Genomic DNA, 16,841 nt, shown 5'->3' on the forward strand with positions numbered 1-16,841 from the left:
CCGATCCGGGTTGGGCTCACACGACCATGAACAGCACAGCGACGAAGATGCTGGCAGCCGAGAAGGTCATGGTCCGCGAGGACCAGGTGTTGAACCATTGTTGAAAGCTGGCGAGGTCGCGCTTGAGGGCAGTCGGCTGGCGGGTCCAGGACTGCTTGTCGAGACGGAAGAACACGTAGATCTTCATCAGCGCGCCGACGATCTGGTTGTAATAGAGAATCAGCGGGTAGGCGGGGCCGACGTTGTGGCCCGAGCACAGCAGCATGATGGTCAGGATCAGGCGGGTGATGCCGATCCACAGCAGGTACACCAGGAGGTACGCCATGCCGAACTTGAGGCTGGCGATCACCGCCACGGTCAGGCCCAGCAGGCTGGTCCACATCGACACGCGCTGGTCGAACAGCACGATGCTGGTGAACGCCCCCAGGCGACCTACACCCAGGCCCAGCGCGCGGGAGTTCTGCCGCAGGTTGTTGCCGTACCAGCGGTACATGAGCTTGCGGCTGGCCTTGAGGAAGCTTTTTTCCGGCGGGTGCTCGACCGTGTTGATGGCGGCGTCCGGCACGTAGAAGGTGTCGTAGCCAAGGCGCATCAGGCTGAACCAGCTGGACTTGTCGTCACCGGTGAGGAACTTGAAGCGGCCCAGGCGCCAGTGCATCAGCGAGTCGCTTTCGACGTCGGCGATGAACTCGGGGTTGGTCACTACGCTTGCGCGGAACATCGACATGCGACCGGTCATGGTCAGCACGCGTTTGCTCAGTGCCATCGAGCACATGTTGATGTGGCGCTGGGCGAAGCGCAGCTTGTGCCACTCGCTCATGATGTAGCCACCGCGCACTTCGCAGAATTCGTTGGTGGTCAGGCCACCGACGTTGGGGAACAGCTTGAACCACGGCACGGTCTTGCGTACCACGCCTTCGCCGAGCACGGTGTCACCGTCGATCACCGCTACCACGGCGTTTTCGTCCGGGAGCATCCGAGAGATGGCGCGGAAACCGTAAGCCAGACCGTCGCGCTTGCCGGTGCCGGCGATGCGCACGATGTCCAGTTTGACGTGGGCAGGCGGGTTGTACTTGGCCCACAGGCTTTTCACCAGCAGTTCATCGGACATCTCCACCAGCGAGCAGACCACGGTGGTGGGGTAGCCGCAGTCGATCGCCTCGCGAATCACCGAGCTGTACACCTGGGCGGTGGTCAGGGCTTCGATACGGAAGCTGGTGACCATCAGGTAGACGTGCGAGGGCGCTGCGGCGTCGCCCATTTTCTGCACCTTGCGGCGCAGGTAGGGGTAGACGCCGTAGAGGAAGATCATGCCGCGAATGAAATGGGTGGCGCCCATGGAATAGCGCCAGATGCCGACTGCGCCGACCAGGAAGATGAAGTGCTTCGACTGCGAGTCGAAGATATCGGCCGGCAGGGCCAGGGCGATCAACATGAGCAGGCTCATGTAGAGCAGCCAACCGGCGCACTGCAACAGCACTGTCTGGAGCCTTTGCATGTTCAGCATCCGTGGAGAATTCTTGGGAAGGAGGGCGACGCAGTGGGGAGGCTGCGTCGCCCGGCCGAGGGCTTACCAGCAGATGCCTTCGGTACGGCTGGTCGGGCAGGTCGGTTTGCCCATGAAGCCAACCAGGTCGATCACTTGCTTGCCGGCCGGCGCTTGCTCTGCAAGGGCGCGGAACTGCTCGTCACGGTTGCCCAGGACGATGATGTCGGCGTTGTCGATGACCTTCTGGAAGTTGGCGTTGAGCAGCGAGGACACGTGAGGGATCTTCGACTCGATGTACTCTTTGTTCGCCCCGTGAACGCGGGCGTACTCGACGTTCTCGTCGTAGATGTCCAGTTGGTAGCCCTTGCCGATCAGGCGCTCGGCCAGTTCCACCAGCGGGCTTTCACGCAGGTCGTCGGTGCCGGCCTTGAAGCTCAGGCCGAGCAGGGCGACCTTGCGCTTGTCGTGGGCTTCGATCAGCTCGAAGGCGTTCTGCACCTGCGACTCGTTGCTGAGCATCAGAGAGTCGAGCAGCGGGGCGCGCACGTCGAGGCTGGCAGCGCGGTAGGTGAGGGCGCGTACGTCCTTGGGCAGGCACGAGCCACCGAAGGCGAAGCCTGGGCGCATGTAGTACTGCGACAGGTTCAGCACCTTGTCCTGGCAGACCACGTCCATCACGTCGCGACCATCGACACCGACGGCCTTGGCGATGTTGCCGATTTCGTTGGCGAAGGTGACCTTGGTGGCGTGCCAGACGTTGCAGGTGTACTTGATCATCTCGGCCACTTCGATCGGCTTGCGGATGACCGGTGCGTCGAGTTCTTCGTACAGGCTCTGCAGCACGTCGCCGCTGGCGCTGTCCAGTTCGCCGATGACGGTCATCGGTGGGTGGTCGTAGTCCTTGATCGCGGTGCTTTCACGCAGGAACTCAGGGTTGACCGCGACGCCGAAGTCGACACCGGCCTTCTTGCCCGAGCAGTCTTCGAGAATCGGGATGACCACGTTCTTGACGGTGCCTGGCAGCACGGTGCTGCGCACCACGATGGTGTGGCGGCGGGTGGTGTCACGCAGCACGTAGCCGATTTCGCGGCACACTGCCTCGATGTACTCCAGGCCCAGGTCGCCGTTTTTCTTGCTCGGGGTACCCACGCAGATCATCGACACGTCGCTGGCGCGGATGGCCTCGGCGAAGTCGGTGGTGCCACGCAGGCGGCCGTTGGCGATGCCTTGTTGCAGCAGTGCTTCCAGGCCAGGTTCGACGATGGGCGACTTGCCCTGATTGATCAGGTCGATCTTGGTGCTGGACACGTCCACACCGATCACGTCATGGCCTCGCGCCGTCAGGCAGCCTGCACAGACTGCACCCACATAACCCAAACCAAAGATGCTGATACGCATCGCTATCACCTCATGTGTTTATCACGCCAGCTCCTGTTGAAAGAGCCGGACTGGGTTGATTAACAGCAGTTTTAAGGCGCACGGATCCATGGCGAATGCACACTTCGCCGAGCGCAGGCATGAATAAGTCCGGAGCGCACAAAGTTGTGCACTCAAAGTTGGCAGTAAAAGGCCAGTAATTAAAAGGCGTGCCCTGTAATGCAGCCGTCTTTATTGCAATGCGCTACTTGGCGCGTTGCTGTGCTTGTTTTTTCAAGTGGATAAATCCTTTGAAATCAACCACTAGGACGATTTTGTAAGGGGCGCGTCTCTCCTCCATGGACAGGGCTTTCCGGGTAATCCCTTGCGCCTGTCGAAGTGCTCGGGGTGGGCAGTGAATTACTGCCGGTAGTCATCTGTAAGTCATCTCTCACACCCAAGGGCATGAAATTCGTTACGGCACTATGAGCGATAGGCCGCAGGAGAAGTTCCGAGCGGCGTTGTGCCTGCATGAAAGATTTCTAAATATTTTTTCAGTGGCAAATACTTTCACTTTGATAGCACAGGCGGGGTTCACCCCTGTATATAAAGGGCGAGACTGAAGGGGGATGTTTTTATGCCAGCATGCGAAAAATTTTTTCAAAATTCGTCAAAAAACTACGAACGGTCTTATGGCGTTTGGCGATAAGGAGAGGTGTGTTGGTTTTTTGGCGTCATAAAAATGACTTGCTACGCCTGTCTTTCGTTCTGTTGTGGCAATGAAATCGAGCGCCGCCCGCGCGACGCATCGCGGATGAATCCGCTCCTACATTTGTTGCAACGTGCCACGGTCTGTCAGGCCATGGTTGTCCGCTTTTAGCGCCCGCCGCGACATCGCGTCGTATCAGGCATAGGTACGTTGCAACAAATGTAGGAGCGGATTCATCCGCGATGCGCCGCGCGGGCGGCGCTCGATCTTGAAAACCACGAAAACCTAAGCCAAGCCCAGGATCACTCGCCCGGATGGTCGCGCAGGAATACCAGGTGATCAGGCTTGGATTGCTCGGCACTGTAGTAATAGCCCTGCACATCGAACTGCTTGAGCTGCTCCGGGTCGCCGATGCGCTCCTGAATGACGAAACGGCTCATCATCCCGCGAGCTTTCTTGGCGTAGACGCTGATGACCTCGCCGAGGGGCTCGGCGTCCAGCCCTGTCTACACGTCGCCCTTGAACACAAGCAACGCTTGCATGGGCCTGGATTACTGCCTCAGGGTTTGCCGACGCTCAGCTCCAGTCTTCCGTCGCAGCTGATCATTGCTAGATACCCCTTCTCTTTCAGCTTGAACGGGACGATCCACCAGTTGTTCGTGGAGTCGTAACGTTCACCAGGCTCCAGCTCGTATGAGCTCAGCGCTGATTGATCATGCTCTGAGTAGTATGCATCCAGCGAACGCTTGAAGAAGGCCTGTTCCATTGAGGCGCAAGACGCTTCGTCTTCTTTCTGACAGCCCGAAATAGAGAGAGCCGCCATCGCTGCGATTACGAATGGCTTGGAGCTTTGCATGTTACCTACCTAACCCCGCTGAATTGTACATTCTGAGATCCAATAAAATGAATTTCATAATCAGCATGCCCAAATTTATCACCCAACGCACGCAGGAAAGTGGTCAGTGCTTCCTGTCCCCAAGTTCGGTTGCTCTGATCAGCATCATAGACGTCTGGATTAAGAGTGTACGATCCCGAAAAGTTGTAATTGCCGTCAGCGAAAACTGTCAAATCGCCAGTCAGATTACCACTGACTCGCCCAATCATGCCGGCTACAGGTATATCCAGTGGAGCCTTACTGAAGGTGTTGTAGCTGAAGCTTTCTGCGTTGAGCCGGTAGGTACCAGGTCCTGTAGATGGATTGGCCAGGAGATTGGTGATAGGCGTGAAGTCTGTCGCCACCATTTTGAGGTTTAGCGAACCGATTCGGACATTTCGTGTAATGCCATCACCAAACAGCCAGTAACCGATTGCGGCCACTGGCATTAGGGGCGTGCCGTAAAAATCGAGCTCGTGTCTATCAAAAGCCTTCGACCAAGCAGTAGAACTACTACTCAGAAAAGTTCCATAACCAAAACGGGCAGAAATTACATTCTCTCCGAACAGCCCATCCGGACTCCAGCCCTGGGTCTTCGCTTGGTCATTCATCGCAAAAGCACTGTAGCAGTGGATCCGCAGCTGTTGCTCAAGCACAGTGAGGCTCTGTGCACTGAAACCCTTGCACGTTGCGTCCAAAGCAGCAAGAGATTCATTTTTCTCAACCGCCTTCCATATTTCCGTTCCGTTAAGGCACATATTTTCTGCCGCAACCGGGATCATCTGAATTTCACGCACATACTGAGGCAGACTGTTGAACTCATTTGCCCAGCCGTAGTCCAGTCCCATTTCAGTCACGTAGCCACCATATACAATGGTGCTGGGTAATTCATGACTCTGTGTCTTCATAGCTACTCTCCCTGATCGTGTTGTAAGGTTTGTCTGGTTAGTTGGTTGCGATTCTTATTTTAGGGTGAGTGGGGAGAATAAATTCGGTAAATCCTTGTGAGAAAAGTCAGCTAACGATGTAGGGCCAGTGGGGTGCTGGGTTTTATTATATGGTTAGTGGTTTAGTGTTTTCGCGGTTTTACACGTGCTAGGAACTGTACGAAATCCTGATAAACCCAATCGCCGCCCCGCGAACGCTGAGGCTTTGTAGAGTCTCACGCCATCGACGGAATTCGGAAAGTGTATATGTGAATTAGGCGGGGGATAATCGAATGCAAGAGCGAGAGGTGCTTTGTAGTGTGACGCTTCGGCTGTGTAGTCAAATATGAAGATTTTTTGCTGTGATGAAGGGAGCATCCCTTTTACTGGGCAGCTCCCGTCTTTATTAAGGTCTTACTCGGCAGGATAATCCCGCAAAAACACCAGGTGATCAGTCTGGGACTGCTCGGCACTGTAGTAGTAACCCTGCACATCGAACTGCTTGAGCTGCTCCGGGTCGCCGATGCGCTCCTGAATGACGAAACGGCTCATCATCCCGCGAGCTTTCTTGGCGTAGAAGCTGATGATCTTGTACTGGCCGTTCTTCAAGTCCTTGAAGTCGACGTTGATCACCCGGCCCTTGAGGGCGCTGCGTTTCACGGCGCTGAAGTACTCGTTGCTGGCCAGGTTCAACAGCAGGTCATCGCCCTGATCGGCCAGCGCCTGGTTCAGCCACTCGCTGATGCGCGTGCCCCAGAAGGCGTACAGGTCCTTGCCGCGGGCGTTGGCCAGCTTGGTACCCATTTCCAGGCGATACGGCTGCATCAGGTCGAGCGGACGCAGCAGGCCGTACAGGCCCGAGAGCATGCGCAGATGCGTCTGGGCGTAGCTGAAGTCGGCGTCGCTGAGGGTCTCGGCATCAAGCCCGGTATACACGTCGCCCTTGAACGCCAGCAGCGCCTGCTTGGCATTGGCCGGGGTGAAATCCGGTGTCCAGCTGCCGAAGCGCGCAGCGTTCAGGCCAGCGAGCTTGTCGGACAGGTGCATCAGTTCGCTGATCTGTGCCGGCGACAGTTCGCGCAGCTGCTGGATCAGTACCTGCGAGTCATCCAGGTATTGCGGCAAGGTGAAGCGGTCGGTGACCGGCTTGGTGTCGTAGTCGAGGGTCTTGGCGGGGGAAATCACCGTCAGCATCGGGTCGGCTCCTGGAATCGTTGCCGGGGATTCTACGGACTGGGGCGGGCCACGCCAAACTATGGCGACAATAGTCACAGACCATCGAATAAGCAGGCGCTATAGTGCGCGTTTCGCTGTCACGGAGAGATCCAACGTGCGCATTGCCGGTGCCTTGCTGGCCTCGTTGTTGAGCCTGGCCGCCCAGGCCGCCCCCATTCCCCCGGCCAGTCTCGATCGCAGCCTGTGGCCCGAGCAACTGGACAGCCCGGCGCTGTTCGACGTTGCCTCGCGTGCCGAGATTCTGTCCTTCGCCCAGGTGCTTCATGAAAGCGAACTGCTCGATGACGGCGCACTGGCCGCACGTCTGGGGCTGCGGCAGATCAACTTGCAGAAGATTCGTGCGGTGCGCGCACGGATGTGGCAGCGCTTGTGGCAAAGTTATCAACAGGCCCAGCGCAGTTGCACGGAGGATGCCTCGTTCTGCTATCCCGTGCAGTCCATGGCGGAGTTGCGCACCCAAGCGGCCACGTTCGCTACAGATGTAGGCACGTTCTATACCGGATGGATCGAACCCAGCCACCAGTTCCATGTGCGTTACCTGGATGAACAGCTGCGCAAGGCAGCCCTGTTGCCGCAGACGAGCAGCGAGGTGGAGCGCCTGTCCAGCCGTGAGCGAAGTGGCGATGAACTGAACGACCGCATGTTCCTGCTGACCTTCGTCGGCGGGCCTGGCCCCGAAGGGGGTAGCACGGATGGGCTGGCTGACTACCTGCGCAAACAGAAAATGCAGGGCACCTTCTTTATATTGGGCAACCGCTTGCAGCAGCGTCGTGATACCGGTGTGGCTGGCTCCCTTGGCCACCTCTACCAGGGACAATGCGTGGGCATTCAGGGCTGGGAGTATCGTTCCCATGCGCAGTGGAACGGCTGGCAAGACTCGATCAAGCGCGCCCAGGCACGCGTCCAGGCCGACCTGGCGGATCAGTATGTGCCGCTGTTCCGCCCGCCCTATGGCCAGCGTCGTGCCGATGGCGAAGCCTTCATGGCCAGCCAGCAGTTGCGCGTTTCGTTATGGGACATCGATGCCCAGGACGACACGGCGCTCACCGCCGAGGCCTCGGCCCAGCGGGTGGTGACCTTGATGTTGCTGTGGCGCAAGGGCGTGATCCAGTTCCATGACACCCTGCCCAAGGCGCAAAGTGCAGTGGACTGGCTCCTGCACAATACAGCCCAGAGCGGCATTGGCTGGGAAGATTGCCGAGAATACGGCGATCAGAAGTAGTGGGTCTGAACTCTGACTGTAGTCCTGTCTGCCGCCACCGCCAAGGCCTGTTCGTCAATCGGAAAAATAAACTTCACCGGTACGTAAAAAAGCTTTTTTTGGTCATCGTTTTTGCGGTATGAAGAAAGCAGACAGCCGATTCCTGCAGCACAGGTGGCGTCATCCAGGCCCACCTTGCCAGGTTCACTTCCCGCCCGTAGCAACGCGGATACGGGAGGACCGGCAGTCACTCTGCGGCGTAACAGAAAGCGCCGTGTGGCTTCGACATAAGGTGACCGAGTATGGATGACCAAGGACGCAACCCTTCCTCCAGCAAGCCAATCCTCTATGTGCTCGATACCAACGTCCTGATTCACGACCCCAACGCATTGCTCAACTTCGAGGAGCACCACGTCGCCATACCGATGACGGTGCTGGAGGAACTCGACAAGCTCAAGACCGGGAAACAGACCATCGCCGCTGAATGTCGCCAGGCCATTCGCCTGATCGACCAGACCCTCGGTGACGCTTCGCCCAGCGATGTCGAGCAGGGCGTGCCGATCCAGCGTGGCAAGAGCGGGCCCAAGGGTTACCTGTCGATCCTGATGAGCCCGCGCAACGAACCCAGCAAGTTGCTGCCGGAAAACCTCAACGACAACATCATCATCAATACCCTGCTCGAAGTACGTAGCCGGCGCGCCGACCTGGACGTGGTGCTGGTCACCAAAGACATCAACATGCGCCTGAAGGCGCGCGCCTGCGGGATCGCGGCCGAGGACTACAGCACCGACCAGCTGGTCGATGACGTTTCCTTGCTGTCCAAGGGCTACCACTCGGTCACCGGCTCGTTCTGGGACCGGGTCAGCAAGGTCGATACCCGCCAGGAGCGCGGCCGCACCTGGCATCGGGTGCAGATGATCGACAACTTGCCGGCCGTGCACGTCAACGAGTTCATCATCGACGAGCAGGGTTTCGTCGGCTGGATCAAGGGCATCCGCAACGACGAACTGCTATTGCTCGACCTGCACCAGGAGCCGCTGCTGCACCAGGAAGCCTGGGGCCTCAAGCCACGGGACATCCATCAAAGCCTGGCGCTGTTCGCGCTGCTCGACCCGGATATCCACCTGGTCAACCTGACCGGCCCCGCCGGTTCCGGCAAGACCATCCTGGCACTGGCCGCGGCCATCGAGCAGACCATGGTCAGCAAGCGCTACCGGCGCATCATCGCCACCCGCAGCGTGCAGGGGCTGGACCAGGAGATCGGCTTCCTGCCGGGTACCGAGGCGGAGAAGATGGAGCCTTGGCTGGGCGCCATCACCGACAACCTCGAAGCCTTGCACATGGATGACGAAAGTACCCATGGCAGCGTCGAGTACATCCTCGAAAGGGTGCCGTTGCAGTTCAAGTCGCTCAACTACATTCGCGGTCGCAGCTTCCAGCAGAGCCTGATCCTGATCGACGAGTGCCAGAACCTGACCCCGCATCAGATCAAAACCATCATCACCCGTGCCGGTTCCGGCTCCAAGGTGGTCTGCCTGGGTAACCTGGCGCAGATCGATACCCCTTACCTGTCCGCGACCAGCTCGGGCCTGACCTACCTGACCGAGCGCTTCAAGGACTTCCCCCATGGCGTGCACCTCACCCTGCAAGGGGTGCCACGTTCGGTCCTGGCCGAGTACGCCGAGTCGCATCTGTAACCCCACCCGCCGGGCGGTGCGCCGCCCGGCCCTACACATTCCACTGCTCAAACCTGACCCACAGGTTTAAACTCTGAGTTCCCTTCACAGGAGCAGAGCAGTGCTGACACATCTTGATTCCCAGGGGCGCGCCAACATGGTCGACGTCACTGAAAAGGCCGTGACCGCGCGCGAGGCGATTGCCGAGGCGCGCGTGCGGATGTTGCCGCAGACCTTGCAGATGATCGTCGAGGGCGAGCATCCCAAGGGCGATGTGTTCGCGGTGGCGCGCATCGCCGGCATCCAGGCGGCGAAGAAGACCAGCGACCTGATTCCGCTGTGCCACCCGTTGATGCTGACCAGTGTCAAGGTCGAGCTGAGCGCCGAAGGCGAGAACGTGGTGCATATCGTCGCGCGCTGCAAGCTGGCCGGGCAGACCGGCGTGGAGATGGAAGCCCTGACCGCCGCCAGCGTCGCCGCGCTGACGATCTACGACATGTGCAAGGCCGTGGACAAGGGCATGGTCATCGAGCAAGTGCGCCTTTTGGAGAAGCTCGGCGGCAAGAGCGGCCACTACAAGGTGGAGGCGTGATGAAGGTCAAGGTGATGTATTTCGCCCGTTATCGGGAGCTGCTGGGCCTTGATGCCGAGCGTCTGGAAGGGGACTTCAAGGTGCTCGACGATGTGCGTCAGGCGCTGGTGGCCAAGGGCGGGCAGTACGCGGTGCTGGCCGAGCAGAACCTGATGTGTGCGCGCAACGAAGAGCTGTGCAGGCTTGATGAAGCGTTGGAAGAGGGCGATGAGGTGGCGTTCTTCCCACCGGTGACGGGAGGCTGAACATGTCGGTACGTGTGCAGGAAGGGGCGTTCGACCCCGGTGCCGAGGTCAATGCCATGCACGATGCCAATGTTGGCGTCGGTGCGGTGGTCGGCTTCGTTGGTTACGTGCGGGACTTCAATGATGGCCGGGACGTGGCGGGGATGTTCCTCGAACACTACCCAGGCATGACCGAGAAGGCCCTGGCCAAGATCGTGGTCGAGGCCGAGCAGCGCTGGCCGTTGCTCAAGGTCGAGGTGTTGCACCGGATCGCTGCGCTGGAGCCGGGCGAGCCGATCGTCTTCGTCGGCGTGGCCAGTGCTCATCGGCAGGCGGCGTTCGATGCCTGCAACTTCATCATGGATTACCTGAAGACCCGGGCGCCGTTCTGGAAGAAGGAGAATACCCAGGAGGGGCCGCGCTGGGTGGAAGGGAAGCAGAGTGACCAGGATGCGGCGCAGCGCTGGTAGCCAAGGTTGCACACTTTCGTTGTAGGAGCGGCCTTGTGTCGCGAAAGGGCCGCGAAGCGGCCCCAGATTCCTTGGTCGATGCAAAAATTGCTGGGGCCGCTTCGCAGCCCTTTCGCGACACAAGGCCGCTCCTACACGAGATGTGAAATCAATGATGCTTGCGCGGCACCGGTTTCAATAGCTCGTCCGGCGGCATCTCACACTTGATCTTGCGCCCCAGCAGCTCTTCGATCGCCGGCAACTGGTAGGAATCATCCTCACCGGCAAAGCTGATCGACACACCACTGCTGCCTGCACGGCCCGTACGGCCAATGCGGTGCACGTAGTCATCCGGGTCTTCCGGCAGGGTGAAGTTGATCACATGGCTGATGCCATCGATGTGAATCCCGCGCCCCGCTACGTCAGTGGCCACCAGCACGGTGATACGGCCTTCGCGGAAGCTCTCCAGGGTACGGATGCGCTTGTGCTGCGGCACGTCGCCAGACAGTTGCGCGGCATTGATGCCGTCGCGTACCAGCTTCTCTTCGATGCGCCGCACTTCGTCCTTGCGGTTGGCGAATACCATCACCCGTTCCCACTTGTTCTGGGTTACCAGGTTGTACAGCAGCTTGTACTTATCGCTGCCGGCCACCGCGTAGACGTGCTGTTCGACGGTTTCGCTGGCGACGTTTTCCGGTTCGATCTCGACGATCGCCGGGTTGGTGGTCCACTGCTTGGCCAGGTTCATCACGTCTTCGGTGAACGTAGCGGAGAACAGCAGGGTCTGGCGTTCGCTCTTCGGCGGGGTCTGGCGGATGATCTGCCGTACCTGGGGGATGAAGCCCATGTCGAGCATGCGGTCGGCTTCGTCCAGCACCATCACCTCGACCATGTCCAGGTGCACCTCACCGCGCTGGTTGAAGTCCAGCAGGCGGCCCGGGGTAGCCACCAGGATGTCGCAATGGCGGGCTTCCAGGGCCTTGAGCTGCTTGTCGAAGTCCATGCCGCCGACGAAGCTCATGACGTTCAGGCCGGTGTATTTGGTCAGGGCGACGGCGTCCTTGGCGATCTGCACCACCAGCTCGCGGGTCGGGGCGATGATCAGCGCGCGCGGTTCGCCCATGAAGCGTTCCTTGGGCGGCGGCGTCTGCTGCAACTGCGAGATGATCGAGATGAGGAACGCGGCCGTCTTGCCGGTGCCGGTCTGGGCGCGGCCGATGGCGTCCTGGCCACGCAGGGTGTAACCCAGCACCTGGGCCTGGATCGGCGTGCAGTACGGGAAACCGAGGTCGTGGATGGCGTGCATCAGCTCGTTGGAGAGCTTGAAGTCATGGAAGCGGGTCTTGCCTTCCTGCGGCTCGACCACGAAGTCTTCCGGCTTCCACAAGCTGGCCTGGGGTTTGGGCTTGCGTTCGCGGCGCGGTTTGTCCTTGGCCGGTTTCTCGGCGGCCAGCGCGGTAGCGGGCGTTTCGGCCGGGACCCTGCTGGGCGTGCCGTGGGGAGCCTTGGGCTGCGGCTCGGGCTGAGTCTCGGGTGCCGCGACGGGGGCCGGCGGCGTGACGCTGGCAGCAGGAGCGACGGCCTGGGGCGCGGCGTCTCCCTTGCCGAATATTTTCTTGAGTGCCTTGAGCACGATCGTCTCGTCAACTGGTTAAGGAATGTACGCCCGGCAGTGTAAAGCAAGAACCGGGCGCGGCGTAGCGGAATACTCCCACAACTACAGGCGAGCCTTGCTTATTGCAGCTGCTTGCTCAACCAGTCGTGGATATCGCTCAGTTCCTCGACGGCCACTTCATGTTCCATCGGGTACTCGTGCCAGCGGGCGGCGACGCCCCAGGTGTTCAGGTATTCGAAGGCCGTGCGGCCCATGGCCGGGATCACCACCGAGTCGTGCACGCCGTGCAGGCACAGGGCCGGGGTGCGCTGCTGGCAGGCGCTCAGCTGGTGGCTGTCGGTGAAGGTCGGGGCGTAGGTGGACAGGGCGATCACTCCGCCCAGCGCTTCCTGCCACCTTATATAGGCGGTGTGCAGCACCACGGCGCCGCCTTGGGAGAACCCCGCCAGGAAGATCCGCGACAAACTGATGCCCTTGGCCTGTTCAGCCTTGATCAGGTCGATCACCTGGTCGGCAGAGGCTTCGAGCTGCACTTCGTCGATGGCACGGGCCGGGGTCATGGCCTTGATGTCGTACCAGCTGGGCATGGCGTAGCCGCCGTTGATGGTCACCGGACGGGTCGGTGCCTGGGGCATGACGAAACGAGTGCTGAGCAGGCGCTCCTGCATGAATTCGGCAACGGGTAGGAAGTCGTAACGGTCGGCACCCAGGCCGTGCAACCAGATCACACAGGCGTCTGCGGTTTTCTGCGGTTCGAGAATGAGCGGGTGGGTCATGACTGCTCCGAAAGTGTGCGTGCTTTGTTATTAAGTGCGTAAAAAAGAGGCGCAGGAATTAATTGTCGGAAAAAGAATGTCGCAACGATACAAGTTTCACTACTTGACGATTGCTTAATCGCTCCAGCCTTCAAGTGTGGTACGCGCTTTGCTACGAAACCATCTGATACGAAGGGGCAAACCCAGACGGTAACACCCTTTGTACGCGAAGGCTGTCATAGAACGGCCCATTGCGCCAATTGACCCAATAACAAGCCAACTCGGGTCGGATGCGCCTCAAAAGGGTGCGGTGCAATTCCGGCTCGGTACAACAAGAGCGATTTGGAGGTTGTGAATGAAGATGCTGAAAACCACCCTGGCAGTCCTGACCGCTGCCGCCGCGCTGGGCGCCGTGAGCACTGCCCAGGCCGGCGCCACGCTCGATGCGGTAAAGAAGAAGGGCTTCGTCCAGTGTGGCGTGAGCGACGGTCTTCCAGGCTTCTCGGTACCTGATGCGCAGGGCAAGATCGTCGGTATCGACGCCGACGTCTGCCGCGCCGTGGCCGCCGCCGTGTTCGGCGACGCCAGCAAGGTCAAGTTCAGCCAGCTCAACGCCAAGGAGCGCTTCACCGCCTTGCAGTCCGGCGAAGTCGACGTGCTGTCGCGCAACACCACCTGGACCAGCTCGCGCGATGCCGGCATGGGCCTGGTGTTCGCCGGCGTCACCTACTATGACGGCGTTGGCTTCCTGGTCAACAAGAAGCTCGGCGTCTCCAGCGCCAAGGAACTGGATGGCGCGACCATCTGCATCCAGGCCGGTACCACCACCGAACTGAACGTGTCCGACTTCTTCCGCGCCAACGGCCTGAAATACACCCCGATCACCTTCGACACTTCCGACGAAAGCGCCAAGTCGCTGGAATCGGGCCGTTGCGACGTGCTGACCTCGGACAAGTCGCAGCTGTTCGCTCAGCGCTCCAAGCTGGCCGCGCCGACCGACTATGTGGTGCTGCCGGAAACCATCTCCAAGGAACCGCTGGGCCCGGTGGTGCGCAAGGGCGACGAGGAGTGGTTCAGCATCGTCAAGTGGACCCTGTTCGCCATGCTCAACGCCGAAGAGGCGGGCATCACCACGAAGAACGTCGAGGCTGAGGCCAAGTCCACCAAGAACCCTGACGTGGCCCGCTTGCTCGGTGCGGATGGCGAGTACGGCAAGGACCTCAAGCTGCCCAAAGACTGGGTAGTGCAGATCGTCAAGCAAGTCGGCAACTATGGCGAAGTGTTCGAGAAGAACCTGGGCCAGAGCACTGACCTGAAGATCGACCGTGGCATGAACGCCCTGTGGAACAACGGCGGCATCCAGTACGCGCCACCTGTGCGCTGATGGCTGCACCCTGCGGCGGCATCCCGCCGCCGCAGGCTGTTCGAATCCCTACTGTCCGGGGCACTTCATGCAAAATCGAATCGGCGCACAAAAGGGGCTTACCCTGAGCGATCCACGTGTGCGCGCGTGGCTGTTCCAGATTCTCACGATCATCTTCGTGGTGGGTCTGGGCTGGTACCTGTTCCACAACACCCAGACCAACCTGCAACACCGGGGCATCACCTCCGGTTTCGACTTCCTTGAGCGCAGTGCCGGCTTTGGTATTGCCCAGCATCTGATCCCCTATGTGGAGTCCGACAGCTATGCGCGGGTGTTCGTCATCGGCCTGCTCAATACCCTGCTGGTCACCTTCATCGGCGTCATCCTGGCGACCGTCCTGGGCTTCATCATCGGTGTGGCGCGGCTGTCACCGAACTGGATGATCAACAAGCTGGCGACGGTCTATGTGGAGACGTTCCGTAACATTCCGCCGCTGCTGCAGATCCTGTTCTGGTATTTCGCCGTGTTCCTGACCCTGCCAGGGCCACGGGGCAGCATCAATATCGACGACACCTTCTTCATCAGCAACCGTGGCCTGAACATGCCGGGTGCCTCCATGGCCGAAGGCTTCTGGCCGTTCGTGGTGGCCCTGGCGCTGGCACTGGTGGCCATCGCGGCGATGCTGCGCTTTGCCAACAAGCGCTTCAACGAAACGGGCGAGCCCTTCCACAAGTTCTGGGTGGGTCTGGCGCTGTTGCTGGTCATTCCAGGTGCCTGCGTGCTGCTGTTCGGCAGCCCGCTGCACTGGGAAGTACCGCAACTGAAAGGCTTCAACTTCGTCGGCGGTTGGGTGCTGATTCCCGAGTTGCTGGCGCTGACCTTGGCGCTAACTATCTACACCGCAGCGTTCATCGCTGAAATCGTGCGTTCCGGTATCCGTTCGGTCAGCCATGGCCAGACCGAAGCCGCCCGTTCGCTTGGCCTGCGCGAGGGCCCGACGCTGCGCAAGGTGATCATCCCCCAAGCCCTGCGGGTGATCATTCCGCCACTGACCAGCCAATACCTGAACCTGGCGAAGAACTCATCGCTGGCCGCCGGTATCGGCTACCCAGAGATGGTCTCGCTGTTCGCCGGTACCGTGCTCAACCAGACCGGCCAGGCCATCGAGGTGATCGCCATCACCATGAGTGTCTATCTCGCCATCAGCATCAGCATTTCGCTGCTGATGAACTGGTACAACAAGCGCATTGCGCTGATCGAGCGGTGAGGATACGCCCGTGAATGCTCATGTTTTCAAACCTGACATGCCGCCACCGGTGAAAACCGTGGGCGTGCTCGCATGGATGCGGGCCAACCTGTTCTCCAGCTGGCTCAACACCCTGCTGACGCTGTTCGCCTTGTATCTGGTGTGGCTGATCGTGCCGCCCCTGGTGCAATGGGCGTTCATCGACGCCAACTGGGTGGGAACTACCCGCGCCGATTGCACCAAGGAAGGCGCCTGCTGGGTGTTCGTCCAGCAGCGCTTCGGCCAGTTCATGTACGGCTACTACCCGACCGAGTTGCGCTGGCGCGTGGACCTGACCGTGTGGCTGGCGGTGCTGGGTGCCGCGCCGCTGTTCATCAAGCGGTTCCCGCGCAAGGTCGCGTATGGCCTGGGCTTCCTGGTGCTGTACCCGATCCTGGCCTACACCTTGCTGCACGGGGGCTACCTGGGGCTGGACACAGTACCTACCAGCCAGTGGGGCGGGCTGATGCTGACCCTGGTGATCGCCACCGTGGGCATCGTCGGCGCTTTGCCGCTGGGTATCCTGCTGGCCCTGGGGCGGCGCTCGCGCATGCCGGCGGTGAAGGTGGTCTGTGTGACCTTCATCGAGTTCTGGCGCGGTGTGCCGCTGATCACCGTGCTGTTCATGTCGTCGGTGATGCTGCCGTTGTTCCTGCCCGAAGGCATGAGCTTCGACAAACTGCTGCGGGCGATGATCGGCGTGATCCTGTTCCAGTCGGCCTATATAGCCGAGGTGGTACGCGGTGGCCTGCAGGCCATTCCCAAGGGCCAGTACGAAGCGGCCGCGGCCATGGGCCTGGGCTATTGGCGCTCGATGGGCCTGGTGATTCTGCCGCAGGCGCTCAAGCTGGTGATCCCCGGCATCGTCAACACCTTCATCGCCCTGTTCAAGGACACCAGCCTGGTGATCATCATCGGCCTGTTCGACCTGCTCAACAGCGTCAAGCAAGCCGCTGCCGACCCGGCCTGGCTGGGCATGGCCACCGAGGGCTACGTGTTCGCCGCCCTGGTGTTCTGGATTTTCTGTTTCGGTATGTCCCGCTACTCCATGCACCTGGAGCGCAAGCTGGACACTGGCCACAAGCGTTAGG

General features: G+C 60.1%; 15 protein-coding genes and 1 pseudogene. 8 read left to right on the top strand and 8 right to left on the bottom strand.

What is annotated here, in order from left to right:
- Nucleotides 1–16: 16 nt before the first annotated feature.
- The 6 genes and pseudogenes from ACIPZG_RS13115 to yaaA (ACIPZG_RS13140) form a co-directional block, all read right to left on the bottom strand.
- Nucleotides 17–1,498: a glycosyltransferase family 2 protein gene (locus tag ACIPZG_RS13115; RefSeq protein ID WP_008100021.1), complete on the bottom strand. Its 1,482-nt coding sequence runs from the start codon at nt 1,496–1,498 to the stop codon at nt 17–19.
- Nucleotides 1,499–1,570: 72 nt separating this feature from the next.
- Complete coding sequence (locus tag ACIPZG_RS13120) at nt 1,571–2,887, bottom strand: nucleotide sugar dehydrogenase (RefSeq protein ID WP_400640518.1); 1,317 nt, start codon at nt 2,885–2,887, stop codon at nt 1,571–1,573.
- Between the two features lie 969 nt (nt 2,888–3,856).
- Nucleotides 3,857–4,033, bottom strand: a pseudogene (gene yaaA, locus ACIPZG_RS13125) (peroxide stress protein YaaA); the annotation flags it as partial.
- Nucleotides 4,034–4,113: 80 nt separating this feature from the next.
- On the bottom strand, nt 4,114–4,410 hold the full coding sequence (locus tag ACIPZG_RS13130; RefSeq protein ID WP_400714253.1) for a hypothetical protein: 297 nt from the start codon (nt 4,408–4,410) through the stop codon (nt 4,114–4,116).
- A 5-nt stretch (nt 4,411–4,415) separates the two neighbouring features.
- Nucleotides 4,416–5,336 (bottom strand): lipid II-degrading bacteriocin, encoded by a 921-nt coding sequence (locus ACIPZG_RS13135; protein WP_400714256.1) that lies wholly within the window; start codon nt 5,334–5,336, stop codon nt 4,416–4,418.
- Nucleotides 5,337–5,768: 432 nt separating this feature from the next.
- Nucleotides 5,769–6,548: a peroxide stress protein YaaA gene (gene yaaA / locus ACIPZG_RS13140; RefSeq protein WP_400714259.1), complete on the bottom strand. Its 780-nt coding sequence runs from the start codon at nt 6,546–6,548 to the stop codon at nt 5,769–5,771.
- A 136-nt stretch (nt 6,549–6,684) separates the two neighbouring features.
- On the opposite strand from yaaA (ACIPZG_RS13140), the gene ACIPZG_RS13145 reads away from it, so the two are divergent.
- From ACIPZG_RS13145 to moaE, 5 genes are all read left to right on the top strand, one after another.
- Nucleotides 6,685–7,812 carry a polysaccharide deacetylase family protein gene (locus ACIPZG_RS13145; protein ID WP_400714262.1) on the top strand — a complete coding sequence of 376 codons (1,128 nt, stop codon included), beginning with the start codon at nt 6,685–6,687 and terminating at the stop codon, nt 7,810–7,812.
- A gap of 281 nt (nt 7,813–8,093) precedes the next feature.
- Nucleotides 8,094–9,488: a PhoH family protein gene (locus ACIPZG_RS13150; RefSeq protein WP_008100014.1), complete on the top strand. Its 1,395-nt coding sequence runs from the start codon at nt 8,094–8,096 to the stop codon at nt 9,486–9,488.
- A 100-nt stretch (nt 9,489–9,588) separates the two neighbouring features.
- On the top strand, nt 9,589–10,059 hold the full coding sequence (gene moaC / locus ACIPZG_RS13155) for a cyclic pyranopterin monophosphate synthase MoaC (protein WP_400714265.1): 471 nt from the start codon (nt 9,589–9,591) through the stop codon (nt 10,057–10,059).
- Complete coding sequence (locus tag ACIPZG_RS13160) at nt 10,059–10,304, top strand: MoaD/ThiS family protein (protein WP_008100010.1); 246 nt, start codon at nt 10,059–10,061, stop codon at nt 10,302–10,304. The genes moaC and ACIPZG_RS13160 overlap by 1 nt, the downstream gene beginning before the upstream one ends.
- Before the next feature lie 2 nt (nt 10,305–10,306).
- Nucleotides 10,307–10,753, top strand: a complete 447-nt coding sequence (moaE, locus tag ACIPZG_RS13165) for a molybdopterin synthase catalytic subunit MoaE (protein WP_400714268.1) — start codon at nt 10,307–10,309, stop codon at nt 10,751–10,753.
- A gap of 148 nt (nt 10,754–10,901) precedes the next feature.
- Here moaE and rhlB read toward each other — a convergent pair whose 3' ends face one another.
- Together rhlB and ACIPZG_RS13175 are read right to left on the bottom strand one after the other, a co-directional pair.
- The gene (rhlB, locus tag ACIPZG_RS13170) at nt 10,902–12,365 is read right to left on the bottom strand and encodes an ATP-dependent RNA helicase RhlB (protein ID WP_400714271.1); all 1,464 of its coding nucleotides are present in this window, start codon (nt 12,363–12,365) and stop codon (nt 10,902–10,904) included.
- A gap of 101 nt (nt 12,366–12,466) precedes the next feature.
- Nucleotides 12,467–13,123 (bottom strand): alpha/beta hydrolase, encoded by a 657-nt coding sequence (locus ACIPZG_RS13175; protein ID WP_008100004.1) that lies wholly within the window; start codon nt 13,121–13,123, stop codon nt 12,467–12,469.
- A gap of 334 nt (nt 13,124–13,457) precedes the next feature.
- On the opposite strand from ACIPZG_RS13175, the gene ACIPZG_RS13180 reads away from it, so the two are divergent.
- From ACIPZG_RS13180 to ACIPZG_RS13190, 3 genes are all read left to right on the top strand, one after another.
- Nucleotides 13,458–14,486, top strand: a complete 1,029-nt coding sequence (locus ACIPZG_RS13180) for an amino acid ABC transporter substrate-binding protein (RefSeq protein WP_400640524.1) — start codon at nt 13,458–13,460, stop codon at nt 14,484–14,486.
- Nucleotides 14,487–14,553: 67 nt separating this feature from the next.
- Nucleotides 14,554–15,732, top strand: coding sequence for an amino acid ABC transporter permease (locus ACIPZG_RS13185; protein ID WP_400714274.1), 1,179 nt, complete (start codon nt 14,554–14,556; stop codon nt 15,730–15,732).
- A 10-nt stretch (nt 15,733–15,742) separates the two neighbouring features.
- A complete protein-coding gene (locus tag ACIPZG_RS13190) occupies nt 15,743–16,840 on the top strand; it encodes an amino acid ABC transporter permease (RefSeq protein WP_400714277.1) in 1,098 nt (365 codons plus the stop codon).
- Nucleotide 16,841: the final 1 nt, after the last annotated feature.

Origin of the sequence: Pseudomonas sp. NPDC089395, from assembly GCF_044749525.1 — a bacterium.
Lineage (GTDB): Bacteria > Pseudomonadota > Gammaproteobacteria > Pseudomonadales > Pseudomonadaceae > Aquipseudomonas.

What these genes read in the sequence shown, in the direction of transcription:
- ACIPZG_RS13135 (WP_400714256.1), bottom strand. Translation starts at nt 5,336, where the DNA reads ATGAAGACACAGAGTCATGAATTACCCAGCACCATTGTATATGGTGGC.
- ACIPZG_RS13115 (WP_008100021.1), bottom strand. Translation starts at nt 1,498, where the DNA reads ATGCAAAGGCTCCAGACAGTGCTGTTGCAGTGCGCCGGTTGGCTGCTC.
- ACIPZG_RS13160 (WP_008100010.1), top strand. Translation starts at nt 10,059, where the DNA reads ATGAAGGTCAAGGTGATGTATTTCGCCCGTTATCGGGAGCTGCTGGGC.
- ACIPZG_RS13185 (WP_400714274.1), top strand. Translation starts at nt 14,554, where the DNA reads ATGCAAAATCGAATCGGCGCACAAAAGGGGCTTACCCTGAGCGATCCA.
- ACIPZG_RS13130 (WP_400714253.1), bottom strand. Translation starts at nt 4,410, where the DNA reads ATGCAAAGCTCCAAGCCATTCGTAATCGCAGCGATGGCGGCTCTCTCT.
- moaE (WP_400714268.1), top strand. Translation starts at nt 10,307, where the DNA reads ATGTCGGTACGTGTGCAGGAAGGGGCGTTCGACCCCGGTGCCGAGGTC.
- ACIPZG_RS13175 (WP_008100004.1), bottom strand. Translation starts at nt 13,123, where the DNA reads ATGACCCACCCGCTCATTCTCGAACCGCAGAAAACCGCAGACGCCTGT.
- yaaA (WP_400714259.1), bottom strand. Translation starts at nt 6,548, where the DNA reads ATGCTGACGGTGATTTCCCCCGCCAAGACCCTCGACTACGACACCAAG.
- ACIPZG_RS13120 (WP_400640518.1), bottom strand. Translation starts at nt 2,887, where the DNA reads ATGCGTATCAGCATCTTTGGTTTGGGTTATGTGGGTGCAGTCTGTGCA.
- ACIPZG_RS13180 (WP_400640524.1), top strand. Translation starts at nt 13,458, where the DNA reads ATGAAGATGCTGAAAACCACCCTGGCAGTCCTGACCGCTGCCGCCGCG.
- ACIPZG_RS13150 (WP_008100014.1), top strand. Translation starts at nt 8,094, where the DNA reads ATGGATGACCAAGGACGCAACCCTTCCTCCAGCAAGCCAATCCTCTAT.